Source organism: Rhodothermales bacterium (assembly GCA_040221055.1).
GTDB lineage: Bacteria > Bacteroidota > Rhodothermia > Rhodothermales > UBA10348 > 1-14-0-65-60-17.
Genome location: JAVJVN010000016.1, coordinates 96,307 through 118,320 on the forward strand (window position 1 = coordinate 96,307; position 22,014 = coordinate 118,320).

Annotated in this window: 22 protein-coding genes and 1 tRNA gene; 8 read left to right on the plus strand and 15 right to left on the minus strand. The window is 62.1% G+C overall.

Annotated elements, in window-relative coordinates:
- Positions 1-7: 7 nt before the first annotated feature.
- The 13 genes from dnaB to rplM form a co-directional block, all read right to left on the minus strand.
- Positions 8-1,498, minus strand: a complete 1,491-nt coding sequence (gene dnaB, locus RIE53_10785) for a replicative DNA helicase (protein MEQ9105171.1) — start codon at positions 1,496-1,498, stop codon at positions 8-10.
- Complete coding sequence (locus RIE53_10790; GenBank protein MEQ9105172.1) at positions 1,495-2,349, minus strand: uracil-DNA glycosylase; 855 nt, start codon at positions 2,347-2,349, stop codon at positions 1,495-1,497. The genes dnaB and RIE53_10790 overlap by 4 nt, the downstream gene beginning before the upstream one ends.
- Before the next feature lie 50 nt (positions 2,350-2,399).
- The gene (gene coaBC / locus RIE53_10795; protein MEQ9105173.1) at positions 2,400-3,617 is read right to left on the minus strand and encodes a bifunctional phosphopantothenoylcysteine decarboxylase/phosphopantothenate--cysteine ligase CoaBC; all 1,218 of its coding nucleotides are present in this window, start codon (positions 3,615-3,617) and stop codon (positions 2,400-2,402) included.
- The gene (gmk, locus tag RIE53_10800) at positions 3,614-4,171 is read right to left on the minus strand and encodes a guanylate kinase (protein MEQ9105174.1); all 558 of its coding nucleotides are present in this window, start codon (positions 4,169-4,171) and stop codon (positions 3,614-3,616) included. The genes coaBC and gmk overlap by 4 nt, the downstream gene beginning before the upstream one ends.
- 16 nt (positions 4,172-4,187) lie before the next feature.
- Positions 4,188-5,069, minus strand: coding sequence for a YicC/YloC family endoribonuclease (locus RIE53_10805; protein ID MEQ9105175.1), 882 nt, complete (start codon positions 5,067-5,069; stop codon positions 4,188-4,190).
- A gap of 87 nt (positions 5,070-5,156) precedes the next feature.
- Entirely contained in the window at positions 5,157-8,111 is a 2,955-nt protein-coding gene (locus tag RIE53_10810) for a VCBS repeat-containing protein (GenBank protein MEQ9105176.1), read from the minus strand.
- Between the two features lie 291 nt (positions 8,112-8,402).
- Positions 8,403-8,492: transfer RNA gene (locus RIE53_10815), tRNA-Ser, on the minus strand.
- 18 nt (positions 8,493-8,510) lie between these two features.
- Positions 8,511-9,080 (minus strand): ribosome recycling factor, encoded by a 570-nt coding sequence (gene frr / locus RIE53_10820; GenBank protein MEQ9105177.1) that lies wholly within the window; start codon positions 9,078-9,080, stop codon positions 8,511-8,513.
- Complete coding sequence (gene pyrH / locus RIE53_10825; GenBank protein MEQ9105178.1) at positions 9,077-9,811, minus strand: UMP kinase; 735 nt, start codon at positions 9,809-9,811, stop codon at positions 9,077-9,079. Before pyrH ends, frr begins: the two co-directional genes overlap by 4 nt.
- Positions 9,811-10,641: a translation elongation factor Ts gene (gene tsf / locus RIE53_10830; GenBank protein ID MEQ9105179.1), complete on the minus strand. Its 831-nt coding sequence runs from the start codon at positions 10,639-10,641 to the stop codon at positions 9,811-9,813. Before tsf ends, pyrH begins: the two co-directional genes overlap by 1 nt.
- A gap of 39 nt (positions 10,642-10,680) precedes the next feature.
- Entirely contained in the window at positions 10,681-11,529 is an 849-nt protein-coding gene (gene rpsB, locus RIE53_10835) for a 30S ribosomal protein S2 (GenBank protein ID MEQ9105180.1), read from the minus strand.
- 151 nt (positions 11,530-11,680) lie between these two features.
- Complete coding sequence (gene rpsI / locus RIE53_10840; GenBank protein MEQ9105181.1) at positions 11,681-12,082, minus strand: 30S ribosomal protein S9; 402 nt, start codon at positions 12,080-12,082, stop codon at positions 11,681-11,683.
- A 15-nt stretch (positions 12,083-12,097) separates the two neighbouring features.
- A complete protein-coding gene (gene rplM, locus RIE53_10845) occupies positions 12,098-12,541 on the minus strand; it encodes a 50S ribosomal protein L13 (GenBank protein MEQ9105182.1) in 444 nt (147 codons plus the stop codon).
- A 352-nt stretch (positions 12,542-12,893) separates the two neighbouring features.
- Here rplM and RIE53_10850 point away from each other — a divergent pair, with 352 nt between their 5' ends.
- Together RIE53_10850 and RIE53_10855 are read left to right on the plus strand one after the other, a co-directional pair.
- On the plus strand, positions 12,894-13,532 hold the full coding sequence (locus RIE53_10850; protein ID MEQ9105183.1) for a sigma-70 family RNA polymerase sigma factor: 639 nt from the start codon (positions 12,894-12,896) through the stop codon (positions 13,530-13,532).
- Positions 13,533-13,589: 57 nt separating this feature from the next.
- Positions 13,590-14,405 (plus strand): hypothetical protein, encoded by an 816-nt coding sequence (locus tag RIE53_10855; protein ID MEQ9105184.1) that lies wholly within the window; start codon positions 13,590-13,592, stop codon positions 14,403-14,405.
- On the opposite strand, the gene dnaN is transcribed toward RIE53_10855, so the two are convergent.
- Together dnaN and dnaA are read right to left on the minus strand one after the other, a co-directional pair.
- Entirely contained in the window at positions 14,402-15,523 is a 1,122-nt protein-coding gene (gene dnaN / locus RIE53_10860) for a DNA polymerase III subunit beta (protein ID MEQ9105185.1), read from the minus strand. The two genes, RIE53_10855 and dnaN, sit on opposite strands and share 4 nt — an antisense overlap.
- Before the next feature lie 56 nt (positions 15,524-15,579).
- The gene (gene dnaA, locus RIE53_10865; GenBank protein MEQ9105186.1) at positions 15,580-17,034 is read right to left on the minus strand and encodes a chromosomal replication initiator protein DnaA; all 1,455 of its coding nucleotides are present in this window, start codon (positions 17,032-17,034) and stop codon (positions 15,580-15,582) included.
- 525 nt (positions 17,035-17,559) lie between these two features.
- On the opposite strand from dnaA, the gene RIE53_10870 reads away from it, so the two are divergent.
- The 6 genes from RIE53_10870 to fabG are packed head-to-tail and all read left to right on the plus strand — an operon-like array spanning position 17,560 to position 22,006.
- A complete protein-coding gene (locus RIE53_10870) occupies positions 17,560-18,057 on the plus strand; it encodes a DUF177 domain-containing protein (GenBank protein ID MEQ9105187.1) in 498 nt (165 codons plus the stop codon).
- 16 nt (positions 18,058-18,073) lie between these two features.
- Positions 18,074-18,265, plus strand: coding sequence for a 50S ribosomal protein L32 (gene rpmF, locus RIE53_10875; protein MEQ9105188.1), 192 nt, complete (start codon positions 18,074-18,076; stop codon positions 18,263-18,265).
- A 27-nt stretch (positions 18,266-18,292) separates the two neighbouring features.
- Positions 18,293-19,300, plus strand: coding sequence for a phosphate acyltransferase PlsX (gene plsX / locus RIE53_10880; protein ID MEQ9105189.1), 1,008 nt, complete (start codon positions 18,293-18,295; stop codon positions 19,298-19,300).
- Positions 19,301-19,337: 37 nt separating this feature from the next.
- Complete coding sequence (locus RIE53_10885; GenBank protein MEQ9105190.1) at positions 19,338-20,339, plus strand: beta-ketoacyl-ACP synthase III; 1,002 nt, start codon at positions 19,338-19,340, stop codon at positions 20,337-20,339.
- Positions 20,340-20,342: 3 nt separating this feature from the next.
- Positions 20,343-21,260, plus strand: coding sequence for an ACP S-malonyltransferase (gene fabD, locus RIE53_10890; protein MEQ9105191.1), 918 nt, complete (start codon positions 20,343-20,345; stop codon positions 21,258-21,260).
- Entirely contained in the window at positions 21,257-22,006 is a 750-nt protein-coding gene (gene fabG, locus RIE53_10895; GenBank protein ID MEQ9105192.1) for a 3-oxoacyl-[acyl-carrier-protein] reductase, read from the plus strand. The genes fabD and fabG overlap by 4 nt, the downstream gene beginning before the upstream one ends.
- Positions 22,007-22,014: the final 8 nt, after the last annotated feature.

Consider the following 22,014-nt stretch of genomic DNA (forward strand, 5'->3'; position numbering starts at 1 on the left):
CCCTCTGTCAGAAGGGTGCGTCGTCTCCACTGGTGAGGCTGGCACCGTCGCCGCTGTCTTCGGGTTTGAAATCGCCCGGAGCGTAATAGGTCGTCAGGTTTTCGAAACGGGCGTACTGATCGACCCAGGCCAGGGTTACATCCCCGATCGGACCGTTCCGCTGCTTGCTGACCAGGATTTCGGCAAGGCCTTCCGTGGAATTGCCGTTTTCGTCCACGGTAATGCCGTATCGGGCCGCCCGGTAGATGAACGCCACGACGTCCGCGTCCTGCTCGATGGATCCGGATTCACGCAAATCGGACAATTGAGGGCGCTTGTCGCCCCCGCGCGTCTCCACGGCCCGGGACAGCTGGGACAGGGCGATGACCGGGACATTCAGTTCCTTGGCCAGCCCTTTCAGCGACCGGGAAATCCCGGCGATTTCCTGTTCGCGATTCGAGTTCTTGCCCATGCCCGATCCGTGCATGAGCTGGAGGTAATCCACCACCACGAGTCCGATGCCGTGCTCGGCCTTGAGGCGGCGGCATTTGGCCCGCAGTTCCAGCGCGGTCAAGCCGGGCGTGTCGTCAATGAAAATCGGCGCATCGGACAGGCGACCCGCGGCCCGCACCAGTTTCGGCCAGTCGCCATCGGACAGGCGGCCCGTACGGGCGGCTTGCGCATCGACCCGGGCTTCGGAGGTCAACAGGCGCTGCGCCAGCTGTCCGGCGCTCATTTCAAGCGAAAAAATGACGACGCCAACGGGCTTGGCCGCGTGCATGGCGGCATTGCGCGCCATGGCCAGCGTAAGCGCCGTCTTTCCCATGGAAGGCCGGGCCGCGATGATGATGAGGTCCGACGGTTGCCAACCGCCGGTCATCTGATCGAGCCGCGAAAAACCGCTCGGAACCCCGGTAATGCCCCCTTCTCGCCCATGGATGGACTCCAGGCGGGCAATGGTATCCTTGAGCACGTCGCGCATGGACGTCGCCGACCGGCGCAATTGCGAGTCGGATATCCGGAAGATGTCTCCCTCGGCCGTGTCCAGCAACTCGAACGCATCGGCGCCCGGATCGTAGGCCTGGCCGATGAGTGTGCTCATGGTCTCGATCATCTTGCGCAACAATGACTTCTCGGCAATGATGCGGGCGTGGTATTCCACGTTTGCCGCCGATGCCACCGCCGATGTCAATTCCGACAGGTAATAGGATCCCCCCACCGAATCCAGCTCGCCCCGCCGCTTGAGTTCGTCCGACAGCGTGATCATGTCCACCGGGTTGCCCCGGTCGAACAGGTTCAGGATGGCCGAATATATCTTGTTGTGCCGCTCGGAGTAGAACGCGTCCGGAGCCAGGATCTCGATGGTCTTCGGGATGGCGTCGCGTTCCAGGAGCATGGCCCCGAGGACGGATTGCTCCACCTCCGTGGCCTGCGGAGGTACGCGCCCTGCCGGCAGCTGCGCGCCTCTCGGGATCGTGGTGATCGCTGTTTCCCGGGGTATGTGGGGATGATCGCTCATGGGTTGGACACCAACGCGTCATAGTGCTGGCGCAGCAATTGCACGTCTTCCCAGGTCGGTCGTTTCCAGTTCGGGTTGCGCAGCAACGCGGCGGGATGGTACGTCACCATGACGGGAATCCCGTGGTAGTCGTGGAAACGGCCGCGCATGTCGGCCAGCGAGGACTCGATGCCCAGGAGCGAGGTACCGGATGTGCGCCCGACGCACAGGATGAGTTTCGGTTGGATGAGCGCGATCTGGCGATGCAGGATGGGAAGATGTGCCTTGACCTCATCGGGCGTGGGGTTCCGGTTGTCGGGCGGCCGACTCTTCAGGATGTTCGCTATGTAGACGTCCTCCCGGGCGAACTGGACCGCCTCCAGGATCTTGTTCAACAGTTGGCCCGCGCGGCCCACGAACGGTTCACCCTGGCGGTCCTCGTCGGCACCGGGGGCTTCACCGATGACCATGAGGTCGGCATTCGGATTGCCCACGCCGAAAACGGGCTTCGTCCGGGATGCGTCGAGGGGGATGAGGACGGTGCTGGCCACCCAGGCCGACATCTCCTCGAGGGACCCCATGCCCCGGAGGGCGGACCAGGGTTCGGTTTCAGGGACAAGGTCGGCTATGCGGTCGTAAACAGTCATGGAACGGGTGGATGCGGGAGCCGGTTCAGGCTCGGCCGATGCATGCGAATGGGGCTCGTCGGCCGGAAGGAACGCACCGTGAACGTCAACCTGATGCTCGAACAAGCGCCTCAGGTCGTGCAATTCGCGGATATCGGGCATGGAGAAGGACGGGAAACGGGATGGCCCGGGTGGAAGGCCGGGGTAGGGGCCTGAAAAATAGGGGATCCGGAGTCGATGGGCCATGCCGTGCCACTGTAAACCGGCGCACACACTGCCAACACCTTATCCACACGTCAGCCGATCACGGTGTACAACCAGATGGCGTCTGCCAACTCCGCTTTCGGCATGACCGGGAGCGCGCGTTCCGAACCGTCCGCCCCGAGGATGGTCACCTTGTTGGTACCGGGACCGAAACCGGCGCCCTCATCGGCGAGGTTGTTCAGGACGATCCAGTCCAGACGCTTGCGTTGCAGCTTGCGGCGGGCGTTGTCGGGGCCGTCTTCGGTCTCGAGAGCGAATCCGATGAGCATCTGCCCCTCACGTTTCCGGGAGCCGACATCGGCCAGGATGTCCACCGTGGGCTTGAGCGTCAGGGTCAGGTCGGCCGTTTCATCGGTTTTCTTGATCTTCGACCGGGCGGGATCGGCGGGCGTGAAGTCGGCGACCGCAGCCACCATGACAATCACATCGGCGTCTTCATGCTCACGGACAGCGGCATGCATGTCGGCCGTGGATTCCACGTCCACGCGTCGGACTCCTGGTGGCACCTCCAACGCGGTTGGGCCGCTGACCAGGACGACGTCGGCGCCCCGTCGGGCCGCGGAGGCTGCAACCGCGTAACCCATGGTGCCGGATGAATGATTGGAAATGTACCGGACCGGGTCCAGGCGCTCCTGCGTAGGCCCGGCGGTTACCAGCACGCGCTTTCCGGCCAGAGGTCCCTCGCCCGACTGGCGGGTGTGCTCCAATACAGATACCGTCCGGGTCAGGATTTCCGCCGGCTCCGGCAGCCGTCCCTGGCCGATCAGACCGCTGGCCAGCGCCCCGAAGGCCGCCTCCATGATGTGATCGCCGCGGCCCTCCAGGGTGTCCAGGTTCGCCTGTGTGGCTGCGTGGACGTACATGTCGTGGTCCATGGCGGGACAGACCAGCAGCGGACACCGTCGCGACAGGGCGACCGCCGTCAGCATGGAATCGCACACGCCGTTGGCCAGCTTGCTGATGGTCTGGGCAGTGGCCGGGGCGACTACCATGATATCCGCCCAGAGCCCGATGGCGACGTGTTTGGTCCAGCTGCCGGCTTCATTTTCCGGGAAGACATCCACCAGGACCTCGTTCTCCGACAGCGTCCCGAGGGTCAGGGGTGTCACGAACCGGGTGGCCTCGCGTGTCATCAGGACGCGCACCTCGGCCCCGGCCTTCCGGTACGCCCGCACCAATTCGGCGGTCTTGTAGGCGGCAATGCCGCCACATACGCCCAGAACGATATGTCGTCCGGCCAGGGCGCTCATGCCGTTCTCCGGCAGGCGACCAGGAAATCCCCCACGACCGTCACCAAGCGCTCGGCCGCGGTATCCAGGTTGTCGTTCACAATGACCACATCAAAGTGGTCCTCCCAACCCAGTTCATGTGCCGCGCGATCCAGCCGGACGCGGATAGCCTCATCGGAATCGCTGGCCCGTGCCCGCAAACGGTGCTCCAGGACATCCAGGGAAGGCGGACGGATGAACACCGTCAGAACCCGGTCCCCATGGATTTCCTTGATGCGTGATGCACCTTTCACGTCGATGTCCAACAGGATGGGATGGTCGGCATCCGATGCGTCGATCTCCGAGAGGAGGGTTCCATACCAGCAACCGGGATAGACTTCCTCGCATTCCGCCAGCCGTCCTTCCTCCCGTGCCTGCTCGAAGGCTTCCGGTGACAGGAAGTGGTAGTCCCGCCCGTCCACCTCCCCCGACCGCGGTGCCCGCGTCGTGGCGGAAACGGAAAACCGGATGTTCGGCAGGGCGGCCATGAGCCGGCGCGCCAGGGTGGTCTTTCCGGACCCTGAGGGCGCCGTCACGACCAGGATGCAGGGACTATTCGACATTCTCGATCTGCTCCCGGATTTTTTCGAGGTCCTCCTTCATTCCGACAACGAGATGGGCCATTTCGGCATCGTTGGACTTGGACCCGATGGTATTGACTTCGCGGTTCATTTCCTGGGACAGGAAATTCAACTTGCGCCCCACCGGCTCGCTGCTGCCGAGGGCCTGCCGGAAGAGGTGCAAGTGCGAGTGGAGGCGGACACACTCTTCCCGGACATCCAGTTTGTCCGCCAGTACGGCCATTTCGAATTCCAGTCGACTGCGGTCCAGTCGCTCATCTTCCATGAACTCCCGGAGGCGATCCACCAGGCGCTCGTGGGTGCCGGTTACGCGTAGCGGCGCCAGCCGCTCGATTTCCGCCAGGTTGGTCTCTATGCCGTCCAGCCGCTCCCGGAGCTCCCGGGCAAGCGCCTTTCCCTCGTCCAGGCGCATGGTGCGCATGCCGTCACCGGCCAGGTTCAATGCGGCCACCGTGGCGTTCCAGACGGCGTCCTCCGAGGGTTCCTCGGGGTCGACCGGCGTCAGGATTTCGGGGAAGCGAAGGATCTGATCCAGGGTGATGACCGGTTCCAGGCCCGCGGTTTCGGCTACGTGCTGGAGCAAGGCCCGGTATTGCCGAACGGCATTGTCGTTGACCACCACTGGCACCTCGTCCGCGGTCGGATCCTCGATCTGCACCTGCAGACTGATCCGACCCCGTGCGAACCGGTCCTTGACCAAGCGCTGCAATTCTGCATCGCGTGCGTTCAGCGAGCGCGGCAGCCGCGTACTGACTTCACAATACCGGCTGTTCACGGACCGGAGTTCGACGGTGGCCGTGTATCCGCCCGATGTGGCTTCTCCGCGGCCGAAGCCGGTCATGCTCGCTATCATGTAGGTGGGGATTGGATGCGATGATCGAAGCTCATACGCAGCCGGACGGCACGCGATCCGCCAGGTCCGGGTGCGGACGCCATTCCTCTACTGAGGAGGCAGTCGCTCGGGGAACTGGATGTTCATCCAGAACCGGGTTATCGACGCCCCCAGGGCATCGGTCCCGATGATGACCAGGTCCGCGTCGCCGTCTCCGTTGTAGTCCCCGGCCGCGAACCGGCCGAACAGCGAGGTCGAAAGGTCCAACTCCGGAATCAGAGTGCCGTTGTCATTGCGGTACAATCGGGCGATGGCGGCCGAAAACGGCTCGGGGGCACCCTGTACGATCAAATCCAGGTCACCATCCCCTTCGTAGTCGACCCATTGGACGTCACCATGCACGGCACCGACGAAGACGCCGGATTCGACCGTGAACCGATTGCCGTCCATATTTCGCACCAACACAGCCTGGGATGAAAGGAGGTCAGGGGTTACTTGTCCGCCCGTGAGGAACAGATCGGGGCGGCCATCCCCGTCCATATCTCCCCAGGACAGACTGCTCGCGAGGAGCGGGGGCAGGTCCGCACCGATGTCCACAAACGTGCCATTGTCGTTCCGGAAGATCCCGGAAAACGGCCGTCCATTGCCGACGTCGCCGGAGAGCGCCACGTCCAGATCCCCGTCGCCATCCATGTCGGCAAGACGGGCCTCGCCCCCGACGATGCCGGGAAGCAGGTCGGTGTGTACCGTGAATTCGGACCCGGTACCGTACGCGACAACGGTTACCGGCTCATAGGGCGGCACCGTACTGTGCGTACCGGTCAGGAGCACGTCCAGGACTCCATCTCCGTCAATGTCCCCCGTCTCCACGCTGCCGTTCCACAGGTTCGGCAGCGAAGACGGCGTCAGCTCTTCCACGGATGATTGCCGGTTCAGGTACACGAGGGTCCTGGGCTCGCTGGATTCCGGTTCGAGTCCTGAATAGACGATATCCGGGAACGCGTCCCCGTCCACGTCGCCAAAGGCCACTTCGGAGAAGGCCAGGGGCAGGATGACCATTTCCATGGGGCTGTACGTCTTGAACACGAACGTGGCTCCTTCCGCATTGGGTATGGGATACACGGCATCCTCCAGACGCAGGACCCGAGCGACATGTCGGTTGCCCGTGAATCCGCTGACGAACAGATCCAGGTCCGTGTCCTGATCAAGATCGAAAAAGGCCACCGATCCCCGTCGCACGTTCGGCAGACCATAGTTGAAGTCCAGTGGAGCCTCCAACGTCGGATTCGGGCCCTGGGGCTGTCCGAAACTGAAGACGGCGGACTGCGAGCTCCGAACCGAATGGCCGTCGGTGGCCACCACGGACCAACGATAGATCTGGTTCGGGATCAGGTTGACCGTGGCCAGCTCGATCCGGGGTTCGGAAATACCCTCGAAGGCAAGTTTCGTACTGCGTCCCTCCAGATACAGGTTCCAGGAAACGTCGTCGCCATCAGCATCGGCCGGGTTTTCCCAGGACAATTCAATGGTCTCCGTGATGGTCTCGAAAAACGCCCCGTTGGACGGTTGCACCAAACTGAACGGAGGAGGTGGCTGATTCGGGCCTACGCCCTTGACCAGCCGGACGCGCTGGTTCGAAGCAAAGGGTCCGGGAAACTCCTCGACATCCCCGTCCGGCCAAGTCACCCGTATGGCATTCACCTGGGCTTGCGTACCGAGCCCGAAATAGGCCGTCAACTCGTCCGACTGGGACGACAATCCGGAACCGCTGGCAATCGTCCGATACCGGGAGCCTTCATCGGTCACGATTTCTATGCGCGCGCCGATTCCGAGGCGATTGCCACCGGCCGCGCGCACGTCCACCGACAGCCATTGGTTCGACCCGCCGGCGTTGTACCACAGTCGGTGACCGGTCGGGCTGGGGAAGGCCAGATCCACATATCCGTCGCCGTTGAAGTCGCCCGACACCACCAGTTCGGCGGAAATCTCCTCCGGAAACGCGGTTCCCGCCACATCCGTGAACGTACCGTCGCCGTTGTTCCGGTACAGCCGGGACGGGAAGCCGCTGTTGGCGACGAATACGTCGACCCAGCCATCATTGTCGAAATCGGCCGGAATGGCCACATTCGATGCTTCATTCGGTTCGCCGCCCAGTCCCGACTCCTCGGAGCGGTACTCCAGCACGACCGTGGAAGATGTGGGCGAGACCCGGCGGACGCGGTAAAAATCGTTGGTGCCAATGGCGAAGCCGTTGCGTTCGTTCAGCACATACAGATCGTCCATTCCGTCATTGTCGGCATCGAACCAAGCCGATGAACGCGATGAGCGTCCGGTCTGGATGCCCAGCTGACTTTCCGAAAACCGGCTGGCGCCGCTCGACTTCAGCTTGAAGTTGTTGAAGGATCCGTCCTCGGCGCATCGGCTGACGAACACGTCAAGGTCACCATCCTGATCGACGTCCCTCACGGAGGTGGAACAGACAGGCGGCGCGGTTCCCGCGAGCATAGGGCCTGCCAGGTTGGAAAAGGATCCGTCCGGCGTCGCCGTGAACACGTGGGCATCGCCCGTGCGGCGCATCACATACAGATCCAGGCGACCATCATTGTTGAAATCCCCCCAATGTGCGCTCCGGACCTGCGGTCCAACGCCGAGGTTCAACGATGATCCTGCCACCGCAAAGGAAGAACCGGACTGGTTGATGTAGGTGCGGCTTGCCGGATCCGTGGCAATGATGAACAGGTCCAGCATGCCGTCGGCGTTCACGTCTCCGAAAACACCGCCCTGGGGCAACTCTCCATCCACGAGGATGCCGGCCTCGTTGATGACATTGCGGAACGTCCCGTCGGGTTGCTGCTGGTAGAGGCGCCCGGGATGATACAGGTCCAGGAGTCCGTCCGCATTGTAGTCGCCAACAGCGGCGCCGACGAACGAAACACCCAGCTCCGGGCCAATCTGGAACCGGTCCGATACGTCGACGAAGCGTTGCGCGAAGCTCGCGGAGGGGACGACAATCAGGGCAAGGAGGAGTGCGCTGAGCACCGGGCGGAATCGAAAGAAGGCCATATATCGGGGGATGCGTGCTGAGGGTGCGCGGAAGCGGACACAGCAGGTCAAAGTACAGCCTTTTACGGACAGGGGACAGGTAAAAAAGTGACCCTTATTCTGTGCGGAGAGGGAGGGATTACTCCTCGCTTCGCTCGGCGTTAGCCTGAGGGGGAGCCTGCACAAGAGAAAGCCCGGTCGGCTCACTTCGTTCGCCGCTTTGGTCTTTTTCGTTCGCTACTCATTCGAGCAAGCTCGATTCGTGCGAACGAAAAAGCCCAGCACGCTTGCGCGTGCCGGGCTTTCCTTGCGCGGAGAGGGAGGGATTCGAACCCTCGATACAGGGTCTACCTGTATACTCGCTTTCCAGGCGAGCCCCTTCAGCCACTCGGGCACCTCTCCGTTGGGGTTGGAGGTCGGTCAGACCTCCATGATTTCGGCTTCTTTGTGATCCAACAGCTTGTCGATCTTGGCAATGTGCTTGTCGGTCAACTGCTGAAGCTGCTCCTCGGCCTCGTACTGCATGTCTTCGGGGAGGTTTTCCTCCGTCTGGGCCTTCTTGATCTCTTCTTTGGAGTTCCGGCGCACATTGCGGACTGCGATCTTGGCATCCTCTCCACGGATGCGGGCCGCTTTGGCCAGTTCGACCCGGCGCTCCTGGGAAAGGGGAGGCACGGGCAGTCGGATGAGCGATCCGTCATTCGACGGATTGAGTCCGAGGTTTGCCGACTGGATGGCTTTCTCGACCTCGGCCAAGGCCGAACGGTCCCAGGGCTGTACGACCAACAGATCGGACTGTGGCGAGCTGATGCTGGCCATCTGGTTCAGCGGCGTGATGGAGCCGTAGTAATCCACCCGGATATTCTCCAGCATGGCAGGTGTGGCCCGGCCGGCGCGGATGGTCTTGAGTTCACCCAGCAGGTGCTCAATACTGGCATCCATGTGCTCTGACGCATCGTCCAGGATCAGTTGCAGTGATTCAGAAATCATGATGGTTCACTCCAATAGACGGTAGTTCCGACGTTTTCACCTTGTACAACCCGCTTGAGGTTGCCTTGCGTATTCATGTTGAACACGATGATCGGCACGTGCGATTCCCGGCACAACGTGAACGCCGTCATGTCCATGACCCGCAGGTTCTTGGCAATGACTTCCTCTCCGTCGACCGAATCGTATTTCCGTGCGTCGGGATCCTGCTCGGGGTCGGCGGTGAATATACCGTCCACCCGTGTGCCTTTCAGGATGACATCGGCGTCGATCTCCAGCGCGCGGAGGGCGGCGGCCGTATCGGTGGTAAAATACGGATTTCCGGTTCCCGCGCCGAAGATCACGACCCGACCCTTCTCCAGGTGGCGGATGGCCCGGCGGGGAATGAAGGGCTCGGCGATCTCGTTCATGTTGAGTGCCGATTGCAGGCGGGTCTGCAGTCCATGCTGTTCCAACGCGTCCTGCAGGGCCATGGCGTTGATCATGGTGGCCAGCATGCCCATGTAATCCGCATGGGAGCGGGACATCCCGGCCGAACCATTGTGTACACCCCGGAAGATGTTGCCTCCACCAATGACAATGGCGACTTCCGTCCCCATGGCCACTACTTCCCGGATATCCTCCGCATAGCGGTTGATGACCCGCTCATCGATACCGAAGTTCTTCTCACCGAGCAGCGCTTCGCCGCTCAGTTTGAGGAGGATCCGGCGGTATGAGGGTTCCGGGTGGTCCACTATTCACCCAAGGCGAACCGGGTGAAGCCGTGCACATCCACGTTGCGCGCCTTCAGCATCTGGGAGACCGTCTGGGAGGAATCCTTCACGAACGGCTGCTCGAGGAGGACGTTGTCCTTGTAGTACCGCTCCACCTTGCCCTGGGCAATCTTGTCGACGATCTGCGCCGGCTTGCCTTCGTTGAGCGCCGCGTCACGGGCGATTTCCATTTCCTTCTGTACCAGCTCGGCCGGGACATCGTCACGGGACGTGGCCACGGGGTTCATGGCTGCAGCCTGCATGGCTACGTCACGACCCGCGTCCTCGAGGTCGCCCGTTCCGGAAACATGGACCAGTACACCGAGACGGGAGCCGGGGTGGATGTAGGAAACAAGCTCTCCGTTGGAGACCGAGACCACGGCGACCTGCCGGACATCAATCTTCTCGCCGATCTTGCCGGTCATGTCCGTGAGGGCTTCACCCACGGTCCGGCCACCGGCCAGATCCATGGTCAGCAGGGCCTCCCGGTCGGCAGGCTTCTGCTGCATGACGACATCGGCAATGCTGTCGGCAAACGCCTGGAAGTCTTCGTTGCGGGAAACGAAGTCCGTTTCGCAGTTCACTTCAACCATGATGGCCGTCGTGCGGTCAGCCGACTGTCGGGAGACAATCAGGCCCTCCTTGGCATCGCGGTCGGCACGATTGGCCGCAACCTTCTGGCCCTTCTTGCGAAGCAGGTCAATGGCGGCATCGAAGTCACCGTTGGCTTCCTGGAGTGCTTTCTTGCAGTCCATCATGCCGACGCCGGTCACATCACGGAGTTTCTTTACGTCTGAGGCGGAAATGGCCATGGAATCAGAATCGGTTTCGTGTTCAGGGAAAGGCGGGCCTTATTCTTCTTCTTCGGAAGAATCGTCGGCATCGGAAGTCTCGGTCTTCGTGCGGCGCTTCCGCTTGGGGGCTTCCTTGGCTGCGTTGGCCTCCGCGGCCTTCTTTTCCTTTTCCATCTTGGCTTCGGCTTCGGCCATGGAGCGCTCCTTGTCTCCTTCCTGGATGGCCTGGCTGATGACGGATGTGATCAGGTCGATGGACTTGACGGCATCGTCGTTGGCCGGAATGGGATAGTCGACCAGTTCCGGGTCACAGTTGGTATCGACGATGGCGATGATCGGGATGCCGAGCTTCTGCGCTTCCTGGACGGCAATGTGCTCCCGGTTGATGTCCACGATGAAGATGGCGCCGGGCAGGCGGGCCAGGTTCTGGATACCGGACAGTACCGTCTGGAGCTTTTCACGCTCGCGGTTCTTCATGAGCCGCTCTTTCTTCTTGAGCTGGTCCATGGTACCGTCTTCTTCCATGCGCGCCAGGTCTTCCATGCGGCGGATGGACTTGCGGATGGTCTGGAAGTTGGTCAGCGTTCCACCCAACCAGCGCTCAACCACATACGGCGAATCGCAGGCTTCGGCGTGGCGGCGGATGACGTCGCGGCCCTGCTTCTTGGTACCGGCGAAGAGGATCTTCTTTCCGCGCTTTGCAAGGCGGGTCACCGCATCGGCAGCCTCATCCAGGTACGCCTGGGTGTGGTTGATGTTGATGATGTGGATCCCGTTGCGCTCCATGAAGATGTGATCGCGCATCTTCGGGTTCCAGCGGCTGGTGAGGTGGCCGAAGTGGGTACCGGCTTTCAGGAGATCTTCGATGGAGGCGCGGTGCGTCTCCGGGGCAGCTGTTTCGCTCATGGTTGTTGTATGTCGGGGTTGAGTCCGCTATACCTGTCATTCGCACGCCGAAACCCGGACGCGGAGTCCAGGCCACCCCGGTGTGCATCGAGGTATATGTGATGTAAGGAACGGGCCCATCGCAAAACGATCGGCCCATCCGGAAAAAGTCCTAGCGCTTCGAGAACTGGAAGCGTTTGCGGGCCTTGGGCTGTCCGTACTTCTTGCGCTCCACCATGCGCGGGTCGCGCGTCATGAAGCCGGCCGTACGAAGCAGGGGGCGAAGTTCTTCATTGAACTCCACGAGGGCACGGGAAATGCCCAGACGGATGGCTTCCGCCTGGCCCGTCATGCCGCCGCCGTGGGCGTTGACCACGACGTCGAACGAGCCGGTGGTGTCCGTCACGTCGAACGGTGAGGTCAGGTTCTTCTGACGCCACACCGTCGGGAAGTATTCCGTGTACTCCCGCTTGTTGACGACGATCTTGCCGGAACCTCCCGGACGAAGGTACACACGGGCGACGGCGTTCTTGCGACGTCCGACGGCAGTGAATTGCTGAGGTGTTGTTGCCATGGTATTCTGAGTCGGTTACAGTTCCAGCGCCTGGGGCTTCTGGGCCTCGTGGGGGTGCTCTGTACCGGCGTACACGTGTAGTTTCTTGATCATCTGGCGTCCCAGACTGTTCTTGGGCAGCATGCCCTTGACCGCGTTCTCCACGATGAACTCGGGCCGGATGTCGCGAACCTCTTTGGGCGAGCGACTGCGGAGTCCACCGGGATAGCGCGTATGACGGTAGTACACCTTGTCCGTTTCTTTCGAACCGGAAAAGCGGACCTTGTCGGCATTGATGACCACGACATGGTCACCCGTGTCGACGTGGGGCGTGAAGCTCGGCTTGTGCTTGCCGCGCAGGATGGCGGCGACCGTGCTGGCCAGTCGGCCCACGATCATGTTCTCGGCATCGACCACGTGCCAGGCACGTTGTACTTCGGCCGGCTTCGCGCTGAAGGTTTTGAAGCTGTTGACGTCCATCGGGACAACCTGTCTTTGTAAATCGTGCAAACGCGGCCTGGTACGACGGGGAGGCGTATCCAGAAAAAACCGCAGACAACTAAAATAGCCATTTCACCACCATCCGTCAATGTGTTTCGCGGGTCGGTGGGACGACAGGCGGAGAAACTGTCCGGAATGGGGGCAAATCGGGTCGGTATGCACGCTTCAGGGGGGCAAAGGTTTGGTGCAGCCGCGTTTCTTCCGGCAATCTTAGAAATCGGGCCCCGGGCAGGTTGCGTTCCGGCCCGGGATGTGTCGTGATGAAAAGTGGGCCTGCGTTTATCGGTGAGCAGGCGCCGGGACCGTCACGATCACTCTCAACCCATCGCCCATGTCGTATCGCACTGAACTGCGGTCACTCGACTCACTGGCCTCCCACCTGCCTTTTGCCCTGGATGAAACCGAGCGCGTAAACGAAGCCTACAGTCGGTACGTGGCCCACCCGGGACCGGCCGACGCCCGCCTCGTGGATTTGTGGACCTACTGCTATATCCGTCGCTACTTCCTCATCAAGTTCCTCCGGGAAACGGCGTTCCGCAGCTCCGAGCTGGAGCAGGTCGTGGAACGGACCTACAGAAAGGTCGAATCCCGTCGTCATCAACTGGAGCGCCTGGACAAATATGCCCAATGGGTCAGCGTCATCTGCCGCAATACGTATGTCAACTTCGTCTCGCGCCGCCGCACGGTTACGCCCCTCGAGTCGGTACCGCACCCTGCGGTCGAAATGCCAGACGTTGAGCTGGATGTCGATGCCGGTGCCGTTTTCCTTGCCTTGACGGCGGCCATCGGCCGGCTTCCGGGCTTCCTGCAGCCCACGGCGCGCATGCGCTACGTCGAGAACCTGTCCTACGAGGAGATTGCGCGCATTACCGGAAAGCGCGTGCCCACCATTCGTGCGTACGTCCACAAGATCTGTGCGCGATTCCGGAAGGACCAGGGACTGTCTGCCTGGGCAGATCGGTACCTGTGATTCATCAGGTTATGTTTCCCCGCGCACTGTGTCATACACGGGACAACCCCATCTGCCATGAAACTGTCTGACTCCATGCCGATCGCACTCTGGAACGCGGTACGTCGGGGCGCAATGCCATTCCGACGCCGGCGGGCATTGCGTGCCTTGCTCGTCGACGCGCGTCACCCGCTCGAGCCGGACAACGATGACAGGCTCATGGCATTCTGGGCCGTATTGGCCCGGACCGGCCTTCGGGACCACCAGGGTGAACTCCTGGATGCGGGTCGGCGGTTTGCCCGTCGCATGCAGCGGGATCCTCAGCGCCGGGCTGCCTGGACGCACATGCGACTGCGATTGGATGCACTGGAGGGGGCCCTCGACGCACACGCCCATTTCGAACGGATATCGGGTCATCGGATTGAACCCGGCGAAACCGTCACGAATCGTCCGGCAGCGCGACACCATGTTCGCTCCCGCAACCTCCGAAGCCCGGCACGGCGCGCCCTTCCGCGGCGCGGCATGCTCGCGACCCTGGCAGTCTGGCTGGTCCTGTTTACATGGACCAACACCACCGCCCCGGACCCCTTCGCGTTCGAACCCGTCGGGCAGTCGGGCTACGCGTGGGAGCAGGTAGGCGAACGGACACGGGGCGCCACCCCGCTGCCGGCCGGGGGGGGGACCGTGACCTATGCCGCGGCGCTGGAGCACGCCCGATCGGCGCGCTACACGTGGCTGGGACTGTTTCCCTCCTACGATGCCACCGTCCTCGGCGAGGCACGGGACATGATGGCCTTGGCCATTGAACAGGCGGATGGCGGGTATTCCGTCCCGGAGCAGGCCTACCGGACGCTGGACATCATAGACGGCCTGCTTGCCCAGGGCGCGCGTTAGGCGTAGGTGTTCAACATGACGGGCATGATGAGCATCATCATGGTTTCGCCGTCCTTCTGCTGGGCCGGCGTCACGACGCCTGCGCGATTCGGGGAGCTGAACTCGAACAGGACTTCCTCGGAATCCACGTTCTGGAGAACGTCCGTCAGGTACTGGGCATTGAACCCGATGACGAGCGCATCGCCCTGATAGTCACACAGCACTTCTTCATGGGCCGAGCTGGAGCGCTCCAGATCCTCGGCTGAAATCCCGACCGTACCGCTTTCGACGGACAACCGGATCTGGTTGGTCATGGTCGAGGAATAGAGCGCCACGCGCTTTACTGCGGCAAGCATGGAATCCCGGTCGACCACCATTTTCTTGTCGTTGTCCACCGGAATGACCGCCTGGTAGTTGGGATACGGCTCATCGATCAACCGGGCCAGGACGCGGGACGATCCGAAGTCGAATCCGGCATATCCGCTGTCCACGATCAGACTGCACGGCCCGTCGGTCGCCACCTTGGCGGCGAGCGACATGGCTTTTTCCGGGACGATGAAGTCAATGTCCTCTTCCGACGTAAGGGCATCGAGGGTAAGCTTCACGAGGCTGCGTCCGTCCGTGGCCACGGCGCGACCGGAGTTCTTCGAGATCTGGAAATAGATGCCCATCATGGCCGGCCGCAGGGCATCCCGGCTGACGGCGAACTGGGTCTTGTGAATGGCCCGCTTGACAAGCGCCCCGTCGGTCTCAATGCGGGCACTGTCCGCAAGCTCGGGCAGGGCCGGATAGTCCGCACCGTCGAACCCGGCCATCTTGTACTCACCCTTGTCGGTCGTCACGAGGACGTTGAACTCCCCATCGGCCGAAAACTGGATGGGCAGGTCGGGCAGCGCCCGGAGGGTGTCAATCAGTCGTTTCGCGGGCACGGCAACACGCGACGGTCCGGCGGTTTCCATGGTAACCGCAACCCGCTGGAGAATGGAGATCTCCAGGTCCGTTGCACTCAGGCGAAGTCCCCCGGCATCCTCTTCGAACAGGATGCATTCCAGGATGGGGAGTGTACTCTTGGACGGAACGGCTCCGCTGACAGTTTGAAGAGCTTTGAGCAGATCTGCGCTGGAAGCGGCGAATTTCATGGCGGGTACCACATGATGACAGGATGGTGCAAGTTAACGTTCCGCTGCGGCCATGTCTACCCTGATCGGACGTCCATTTTGTGACGGATTTCCTCGATCACGTCCCGGAAGGCCGCGTCGGTCTCAATCTGGTTCTCCACGCTCTGGTTCGCATGGATGACCGTGGAGTGATCGCGCCCCCCGAAATGCAGGCCGATGGTCTTGAGGGAATGCGGGGTGAGTTGCTTCGAAAAGTACATGGCCACCTGCCGGGCTTGCACCACTTCCCGTTTCCGGGTCTTGGCGCGTACGAGGTCTTCGGCAATGTTGAAATACTCGCAGACCATTTTCTGGATCTGATCGATGGTCAGTGTGACCCGGGAGTCGCCCATGAGGTCCTTGAGCACTTCGCGGGCCAGGTCCAGGTCGATCTCCCGGTTGTGCAGCGTGGCGTGTGCCAGCAAGCGGATGAGGGCCCCCTCCAGTTCGCGGATGTTGCTGACAATGTTGCGCGCAATGAACTCCAGCACATCGTGGGCAATGTCAATGCCGTCTTCGATGGACTTGCGCCGCAGGATGGCCATCCGGGTTTCGAAGTCCGGTGCCTGGAGATCCGCCGACAGTCCCCACTGGAACCGGGACAGCAGCCGTTCCTCGATGCCCTGGATGTCCCGCGGCGCCCGGTCCGCAGACAGCACGATCTGTTTGCCGCTCTGGTGCAGGGCATTGAAAATGTGGAAGAACTCCTCCTGCGTTTTTTCCTTTCCAGCGAAGAACTGGACATCATCAATGATGAGCAGGTCGATTTGCCGGTAGAACATGGAAAAATCGCTGACCCGGTTGTGCTGGATGGCCTGCACGAACTCGTTCGTGAAACGCTCGCTTGAGATGTAGAGGACCGTGTCACCCGGCTGATTGGCCCGGATGTAGTTTCCGATGGCCTGGATGAGATGCGTCTTCCCGAGCCCCACCCCTCCATACAGCAGGAACGGGTTGAAGCTGGTGCTGCCGGGTTGCTGGGCGATGGCGAGGCTGGCGCTGCGGGCCAATCGGTTGCAATCGCCCTCGATGAACCGGTCGAAGGTGTAGTTGGCATTCAGCTGGCTGTCCACCTGAACCTTGCGGATACCGGGAATGACGAACGGGTTCGAAATGCCGCCATCGGTCTTCCGGGGCGCGAACCCCGTGACCGGCCGGGGTTCATTGGCCGGCTTCCGCGCCGGAAGATGCATGGTCTTGCCTTCGACGCCCTGGGCGACGTCCTCCTTGTGGATCTGTACGTCGTAGAAGAGCTTGCCCGATTCGCCCAGGACCTTCGTGATGGTCTTGCGGAGCAGCGTGAAGTAGTGCTCCTCCAGCCACTCGAAGTAGAAGCGACTGGGGAGCTGGATGGTCAGCTCTGCGACGCCGTCGGATTGTTCCATCCGGATGGGCCGGAGTGGCAGGAACCACGTGCGGAAACTCTGTCCACTGACGTTGTCCCGGATGATCTCCAGGCACTCGTTCCAGACCTGTTCCGCGGTACGCTCCATGTTGACCCGCAGTCGGGAGGATGATTTACGTTTCAGTAAAAACTCTGGTCATGACAGGCAACCCACCGTGCGGCAACGCCTTGGGCGCTGAGGTCCCTTGTAAACGGGTTCCCCACAATGCACCGTGCCGTGCGAATTCCCGACCAGAGGAGGGAGCCGGCCCGGGATTCCGGAGCCGGGTTCACACGGATGACATGTCGAAAAGCCTGCAAAACCTTGTATAACAAGTGGTTGCGGGTTCACGAGAGATACCCCGCCCCCGGATGATCGTGCAGACACGCCGTGCGTCCAGCCTGCACGGACGGTCCGTACACACCGGCTGTCCACAGGTTATCCACATGCCTCGGGAGTGTAGTGAAGCGGTGTCCGAAATTCAAGAGCAGGGGTTCCTTCACACGCTTTTCGGTGTTTTCAGAGGGCTGGTGTCGTTGCTATCGGGAACGGGACTGGCGTATATTGGATGTTCTGTAGGTGCACGACGGAAGTCTGCACCGTGGGATCCATGCTGTAGACCAAGCGCCTGACATGTTGCGTATCGACATCCGATCGATGAAGCCGGGGGTCCACGAGCGTACGCTCGAACCGACGGCAGCGGATCTGGACGTCGATCCGGATGCGTTCAAGGATATCCGTGCGGATGTCCGGATGGACTATTCCGGAACGCGCATGCTGGTTTCCGTCAAGGTCTCGGCAACGGCCGTCCTGCGGTGCGATCGAACGCTCGTGCTGTTCTCCAAACATATTGAGGGCTCCTACGGTGTGCTTTTCGTGCCGCCGGAGTCCATTGATCCTGATACCGATGAGGACGACATCCGCCCGCTCCACGCGACGGATGAGGAAATCGACCTCACCGACATAGTACGGGACACCTTGCTGCTGGCCGTTCCGGTGCGGAAAATCGCACCGGGCGCGGAAGACGCTGAAATACCCACCGTATTCGGCGAGCCTGAAGAGTCGGAGCCCGATCCCCGTTGGATTGCGCTCCAGAAGCTTCGGGACCAGGGCGAAGAGTCCAACCCGTAAACAACCCCGACCAGTTATGGCACATCCCAAACGGAAACACTCCAAAGCCCGTTCACGCACACGCCGCGCCGTCTACTACGGTCGCCTGAAAGCGCCGACCACCATGGCCTGCGACAACTGCAATGAGACCAAGCTCATGCACCGGGCCTGCCCGAATTGCGGTCATTACCGCGGCCGGAAGGTCGTTGAGCGCGCCGAATCGCTTTAGGCCTCCTCAACTTTCCGCTGCTGAACCATGCCCACACGCGTTGCCATCGATGCCATGGGGGGCGATCACGCCCCTTCCGTAGTCATTGAGGGTACCGTGCGCGTTGTCCGGGAGCACCCCGACACCATCGCACCCATATTGGTCGGGCCGGAGAGCGTGATCGCCCCCCTGCTCGAGCAGCACGATCCCGAAGGTGCGCTCGGTATCCGCGTGCACCACGCTCCCGACGTCATCGGCATGGACGAGTCGCCGGCTACGGCCATCAAGACCAAGACCGGGTCGTCCATCCACGTGGGTCTCGGTCTGTGCAAGGCGGGTGCAGCCCAGGCGTTCGTCTCGGCCGGCAACACCGGGGCCGTCATGGGCGCCTCGCTGTTCCTGCTCGGACGCATCAAAGGCATTTCCCGCCCCAGTGTCATCGGGTATTACCCCACGTTGAAAGGAACCTGCATCCTGCTGGATGTCGGTGCCAACGTGGACTGCAAGCCCGAACACCTGGTCCAGTTCGCCTGGATGGGCCGGATCTATGCCCAGCGCGTGCTCGACGTTGCGGACCCCCAGGTGGCGCTCATGAACATCGGGGAAGAGCCCGGCAAGGGCAACGAAACCGCGAAACTGGCGCATGAAGCCCTGACGGCCGCCACGGGTCTCGGATTCGTCGGCAATATCGAAGGGCGTGACCTGCTCCGCCACGCGGCGGATGTGGTCGTGTGCGACGGGTTCGTCGGCAACATCCTGCTGAAGTTCGGCGAGAGTGTGGCCTCGGTCCTGCCCCGGATGATCGGCGCCGAAATGGTGCGTCTCGGCATGCCCCCGGAAGAGCAGGCCATCGTGGCCAAGGCACTGAAGGGCGTCAAGGACCGGTTCGACTACGAAGAATATGGCGGCATGCCCCTCCTGGGTGTCGATGGCAATGTCATCATCGGACATGGCGGGTCGTCTGCGCATGCGGTCAAGAACATGATCCTGAGTGCCGACGCCCTCGTCCGGAATCGCGTTACGGAATCCATTGCGAAAGCCGTGGATGTTGCCTGACGATCGCCCCAATCTGCAAAAACCACAGGAAAACATCATGGCGCTCGCTCGCGCGGCCATTACGGCCGTAGGACATTACCTGCCTGAAGACCGCCTGACGAACAAGGACCTGGAAGCCCTCGTCGAGACGTCCGACGAATGGATCATGAGCCGGACCGGGATCAAGGAGCGGCGCATCCTCCGGGATCCGGAGAAGGCCACCAGCTTCATGGCCACGAAGGCCGCCGAGGAAGTGCTGCGCAAGCGCGGCATCGGTCCCGAGGAAATCGACCTCATCATTGTGGCCACGGTCACGCCCGACATGTTTTTCCCGGCCACGGCCTGCATTGTGCAGGGAAACCTGGGCGCCACGAACGCCTGGGCCTACGATCTGTCGGCCGCCTGCTCCGGCTTCCTGTTCGCGCTCTCCACGGCGGCCCGATTCATCGAGTCCGGCAAACACACGAAGGTCCTGGTCATCGGTGCGGACAAAATGAGCAGCATCGTGGACTATACCGATCGCACAACGTGCATCCTGTTCGGCGACGGGGCCGGTGCGGTCCTGGTCGAACCGTCCGCAGACAAGGACGGCATCCATGACAGCATCGAGGAGGTGGACGGAAAGGATTGGGCCGGGCTCTGCATGCTGGGAGGCGGAAGCCTGAATCCGCCTTCGCCGGTCACGCTCGAGAAGCGTCTGCACTATCTGTACCAGGACGGCCAGCCCGTGTTCAAGAAGGCGGTCGTCGGCATGGCCGAAGTGGCGGAACGCATCATGAAACGAAACGGCCTGACGGGCGATGACGTACGGTACTTGGTACCCCACCAGGCGAATCTGCGCATCATCGATGCCACGGCCCGCCGCATGGGCATCACCATGGACAAGGTCATGCTGAACATTGAACGGTACGGAAACACGACCGCCGCTACCTTACCGCTGTGCCTCGCCGACTGGGAGAAGGACCTCAAGAAGGGGGACAACCTCATCCTGGCGGCCTTCGGCGGTGGTTTCACGTGGGGCTCCATGTACCTGTCCTGGGCCTACAACACAGAAGACTGACGCATGTCGAAGATTGCTTACCTGTTTCCCGGTCAAGGCTCCCAGTATGCGGGCATGGGCAAGGACCTGTACGCCGGTCATCCCGGGGCCCAGGCCTGCTTCGACATGGCCGACGACGTCCTCGGTTTCCGCCTGTCGGATATCCTGTTCGGAGACGACGAGGCCGCCCTCAAGGAAACGCAGAACACACAGCCGGCCCTCTACGTGCACTCCATGGCCGTTCTGGCCGCCATGGACGATGCCGCGGACGACATGCACGCCGTGGCAGGGCACAGCTTGGGAGAATACACGGCGCTCACCGTTGCCGGCGCGCTTACGTTCGAGGATGGACTCATGCTGGTGCGCCTCCGGGGCGAGCTCATGGCCGATGCGGGCGCCCGGCGACCCGGAGCCATGGCCGCGTTGATCGGCATGGAGGACGCGGCGGTCGATGCGCTCTGCGCGGAACTGTCCCGTCCCGACTCGTTGGTCCAGGCCGCCAATTTCAATTCCCCCGGGCAGATCGTGATTTCGGGGGACGAGGATGCCGTGGCCCGTGTTGTCGAAGCCGCCCCCGATCGCGGCGCCCGCAGGGCCATCCCGCTGCCGGTTTCGGGCGCCTTCCATTCGCCCCTCATGGAATATGCCATTCCGGGCCTGGCCGCCGGGCTCAAGGAAGTCGAACTCCGCGAGCCCCGGGTACCGGTCTACCTGAATGTCACCGCCGAGCCCACCTCGGACCCCGAGGCCATCCAGAAGTACCTGCTGGAGCAACTGACCGCCCCCGTACGGTGGGCCCAGACGTTGGCGGCCATGCAACGGGACGGCGTCACGGAATTCGTCGAAATCGGAGCCGGCAAGGTCTTGTCCGGCCTGGTGAAACGCACGCTCGGCAAGGATGCCGGAACCCGTGCCATCGGAACCCTGGAGGACCTGATATGACCCTGGATTTCACTGGAAAACACGTGCTGGTGACGGGCGGAACGCGCGGCATTGGCCGCGACATCGTGCTCTCCTTTGCCCGTGCGGGTGCAGACGTGGCGTTCACCTACCGCTCGTCGGTGGACGAGGCGACGGCCCTGGAGAAGGAGTTGTCGGACCTCGGGGTCCGCGCCCTGGCCTTCCAGGCCGACGCGGCCGATTCCACGGCAGCCGAAGAGATTGTCGGCAAGGTGGTCTCCGAATGGGGCCGTCTGGATGTGCTGGTCAACAACGCCGGCATCACCCGGGACGGACTCATGTTGCGCATGGGCCGGGAGGACTGGGATGCCGTCATTTCCACCAACCTGGGCAGTGTTTTCAACTACTGCAAGGCGGCATACCGACCCATGATGAAGCAGCGGGCCGGACGCGTCATCAACATGAGCTCCGTGGTGGGTATCATGGGGAACGCCGGTCAGACGAACTATGCGGCGTCCAAGGCGGGAATCATCGGATTCTCCAAGAGCCTGGCCAAGGAACTCGGCGCGCGCGGCGTGACCGTGAACGTGGTGGCCCCGGGATATGTCGAGACCGACATGACGGCCCAATTGAATGATGCCGCCAAGGAAGCCATGCTCGGTTCGGTACCGGCAGGGCGGGCGGCCCAACCCGCAGACATTTCGGCTGCGGTACTGTTTTTGGCATCGGATCAGGCCGCGTACGTGACCGGTCAGGTGCTCCAGGTCGATGGCGGCCTGGCCATGTAATACGAAGA

Coding starts and splice junctions, on each gene's coding strand:
- dnaB (MEQ9105171.1), bottom strand. CDS start 1,498: ATGAGCGATCATCCCCACATACCCCGGGAAACAGCGATCACCACGATC.
- RIE53_10790 (MEQ9105172.1), bottom strand. CDS start 2,349: ATGGCCCATCGACTCCGGATCCCCTATTTTTCAGGCCCCTACCCCGGC.
- coaBC (MEQ9105173.1), bottom strand. CDS start 3,617: ATGAGCGCCCTGGCCGGACGACATATCGTTCTGGGCGTATGTGGCGGC.
- RIE53_10805 (MEQ9105175.1), bottom strand. CDS start 5,069: ATGATAGCGAGCATGACCGGCTTCGGCCGCGGAGAAGCCACATCGGGC.
- RIE53_10810 (MEQ9105176.1), bottom strand. CDS start 8,111: ATGGCCTTCTTTCGATTCCGCCCGGTGCTCAGCGCACTCCTCCTTGCC.
- frr (MEQ9105177.1), bottom strand. CDS start 9,080: ATGATTTCTGAATCACTGCAACTGATCCTGGACGATGCGTCAGAGCAC.
- tsf (MEQ9105179.1), bottom strand. CDS start 10,641: ATGGCCATTTCCGCCTCAGACGTAAAGAAACTCCGTGATGTGACCGGC.
- rpsB (MEQ9105180.1), bottom strand. CDS start 11,529: ATGAGCGAAACAGCTGCCCCGGAGACGCACCGCGCCTCCATCGAAGAT.
- rpsI (MEQ9105181.1), bottom strand. CDS start 12,082: ATGGCAACAACACCTCAGCAATTCACTGCCGTCGGACGTCGCAAGAAC.
- rplM (MEQ9105182.1), bottom strand. CDS start 12,541: ATGGACGTCAACAGCTTCAAAACCTTCAGCGCGAAGCCGGCCGAAGTA.
- RIE53_10850 (MEQ9105183.1), top strand. CDS start 12,894: ATGTCGTATCGCACTGAACTGCGGTCACTCGACTCACTGGCCTCCCAC.
- RIE53_10855 (MEQ9105184.1), top strand. CDS start 13,590: ATGAAACTGTCTGACTCCATGCCGATCGCACTCTGGAACGCGGTACGT.
- dnaN (MEQ9105185.1), bottom strand. CDS start 15,523: ATGAAATTCGCCGCTTCCAGCGCAGATCTGCTCAAAGCTCTTCAAACT.
- dnaA (MEQ9105186.1), bottom strand. CDS start 17,034: ATGGAGCGTACCGCGGAACAGGTCTGGAACGAGTGCCTGGAGATCATC.
- RIE53_10870 (MEQ9105187.1), top strand. CDS start 17,560: ATGTTGCGTATCGACATCCGATCGATGAAGCCGGGGGTCCACGAGCGT.
- rpmF (MEQ9105188.1), top strand. CDS start 18,074: ATGGCACATCCCAAACGGAAACACTCCAAAGCCCGTTCACGCACACGC.
- plsX (MEQ9105189.1), top strand. CDS start 18,293: ATGCCCACACGCGTTGCCATCGATGCCATGGGGGGCGATCACGCCCCT.
- RIE53_10885 (MEQ9105190.1), top strand. CDS start 19,338: ATGGCGCTCGCTCGCGCGGCCATTACGGCCGTAGGACATTACCTGCCT.
- fabD (MEQ9105191.1), top strand. CDS start 20,343: ATGTCGAAGATTGCTTACCTGTTTCCCGGTCAAGGCTCCCAGTATGCG.
- fabG (MEQ9105192.1), top strand. CDS start 21,257: ATGACCCTGGATTTCACTGGAAAACACGTGCTGGTGACGGGCGGAACG.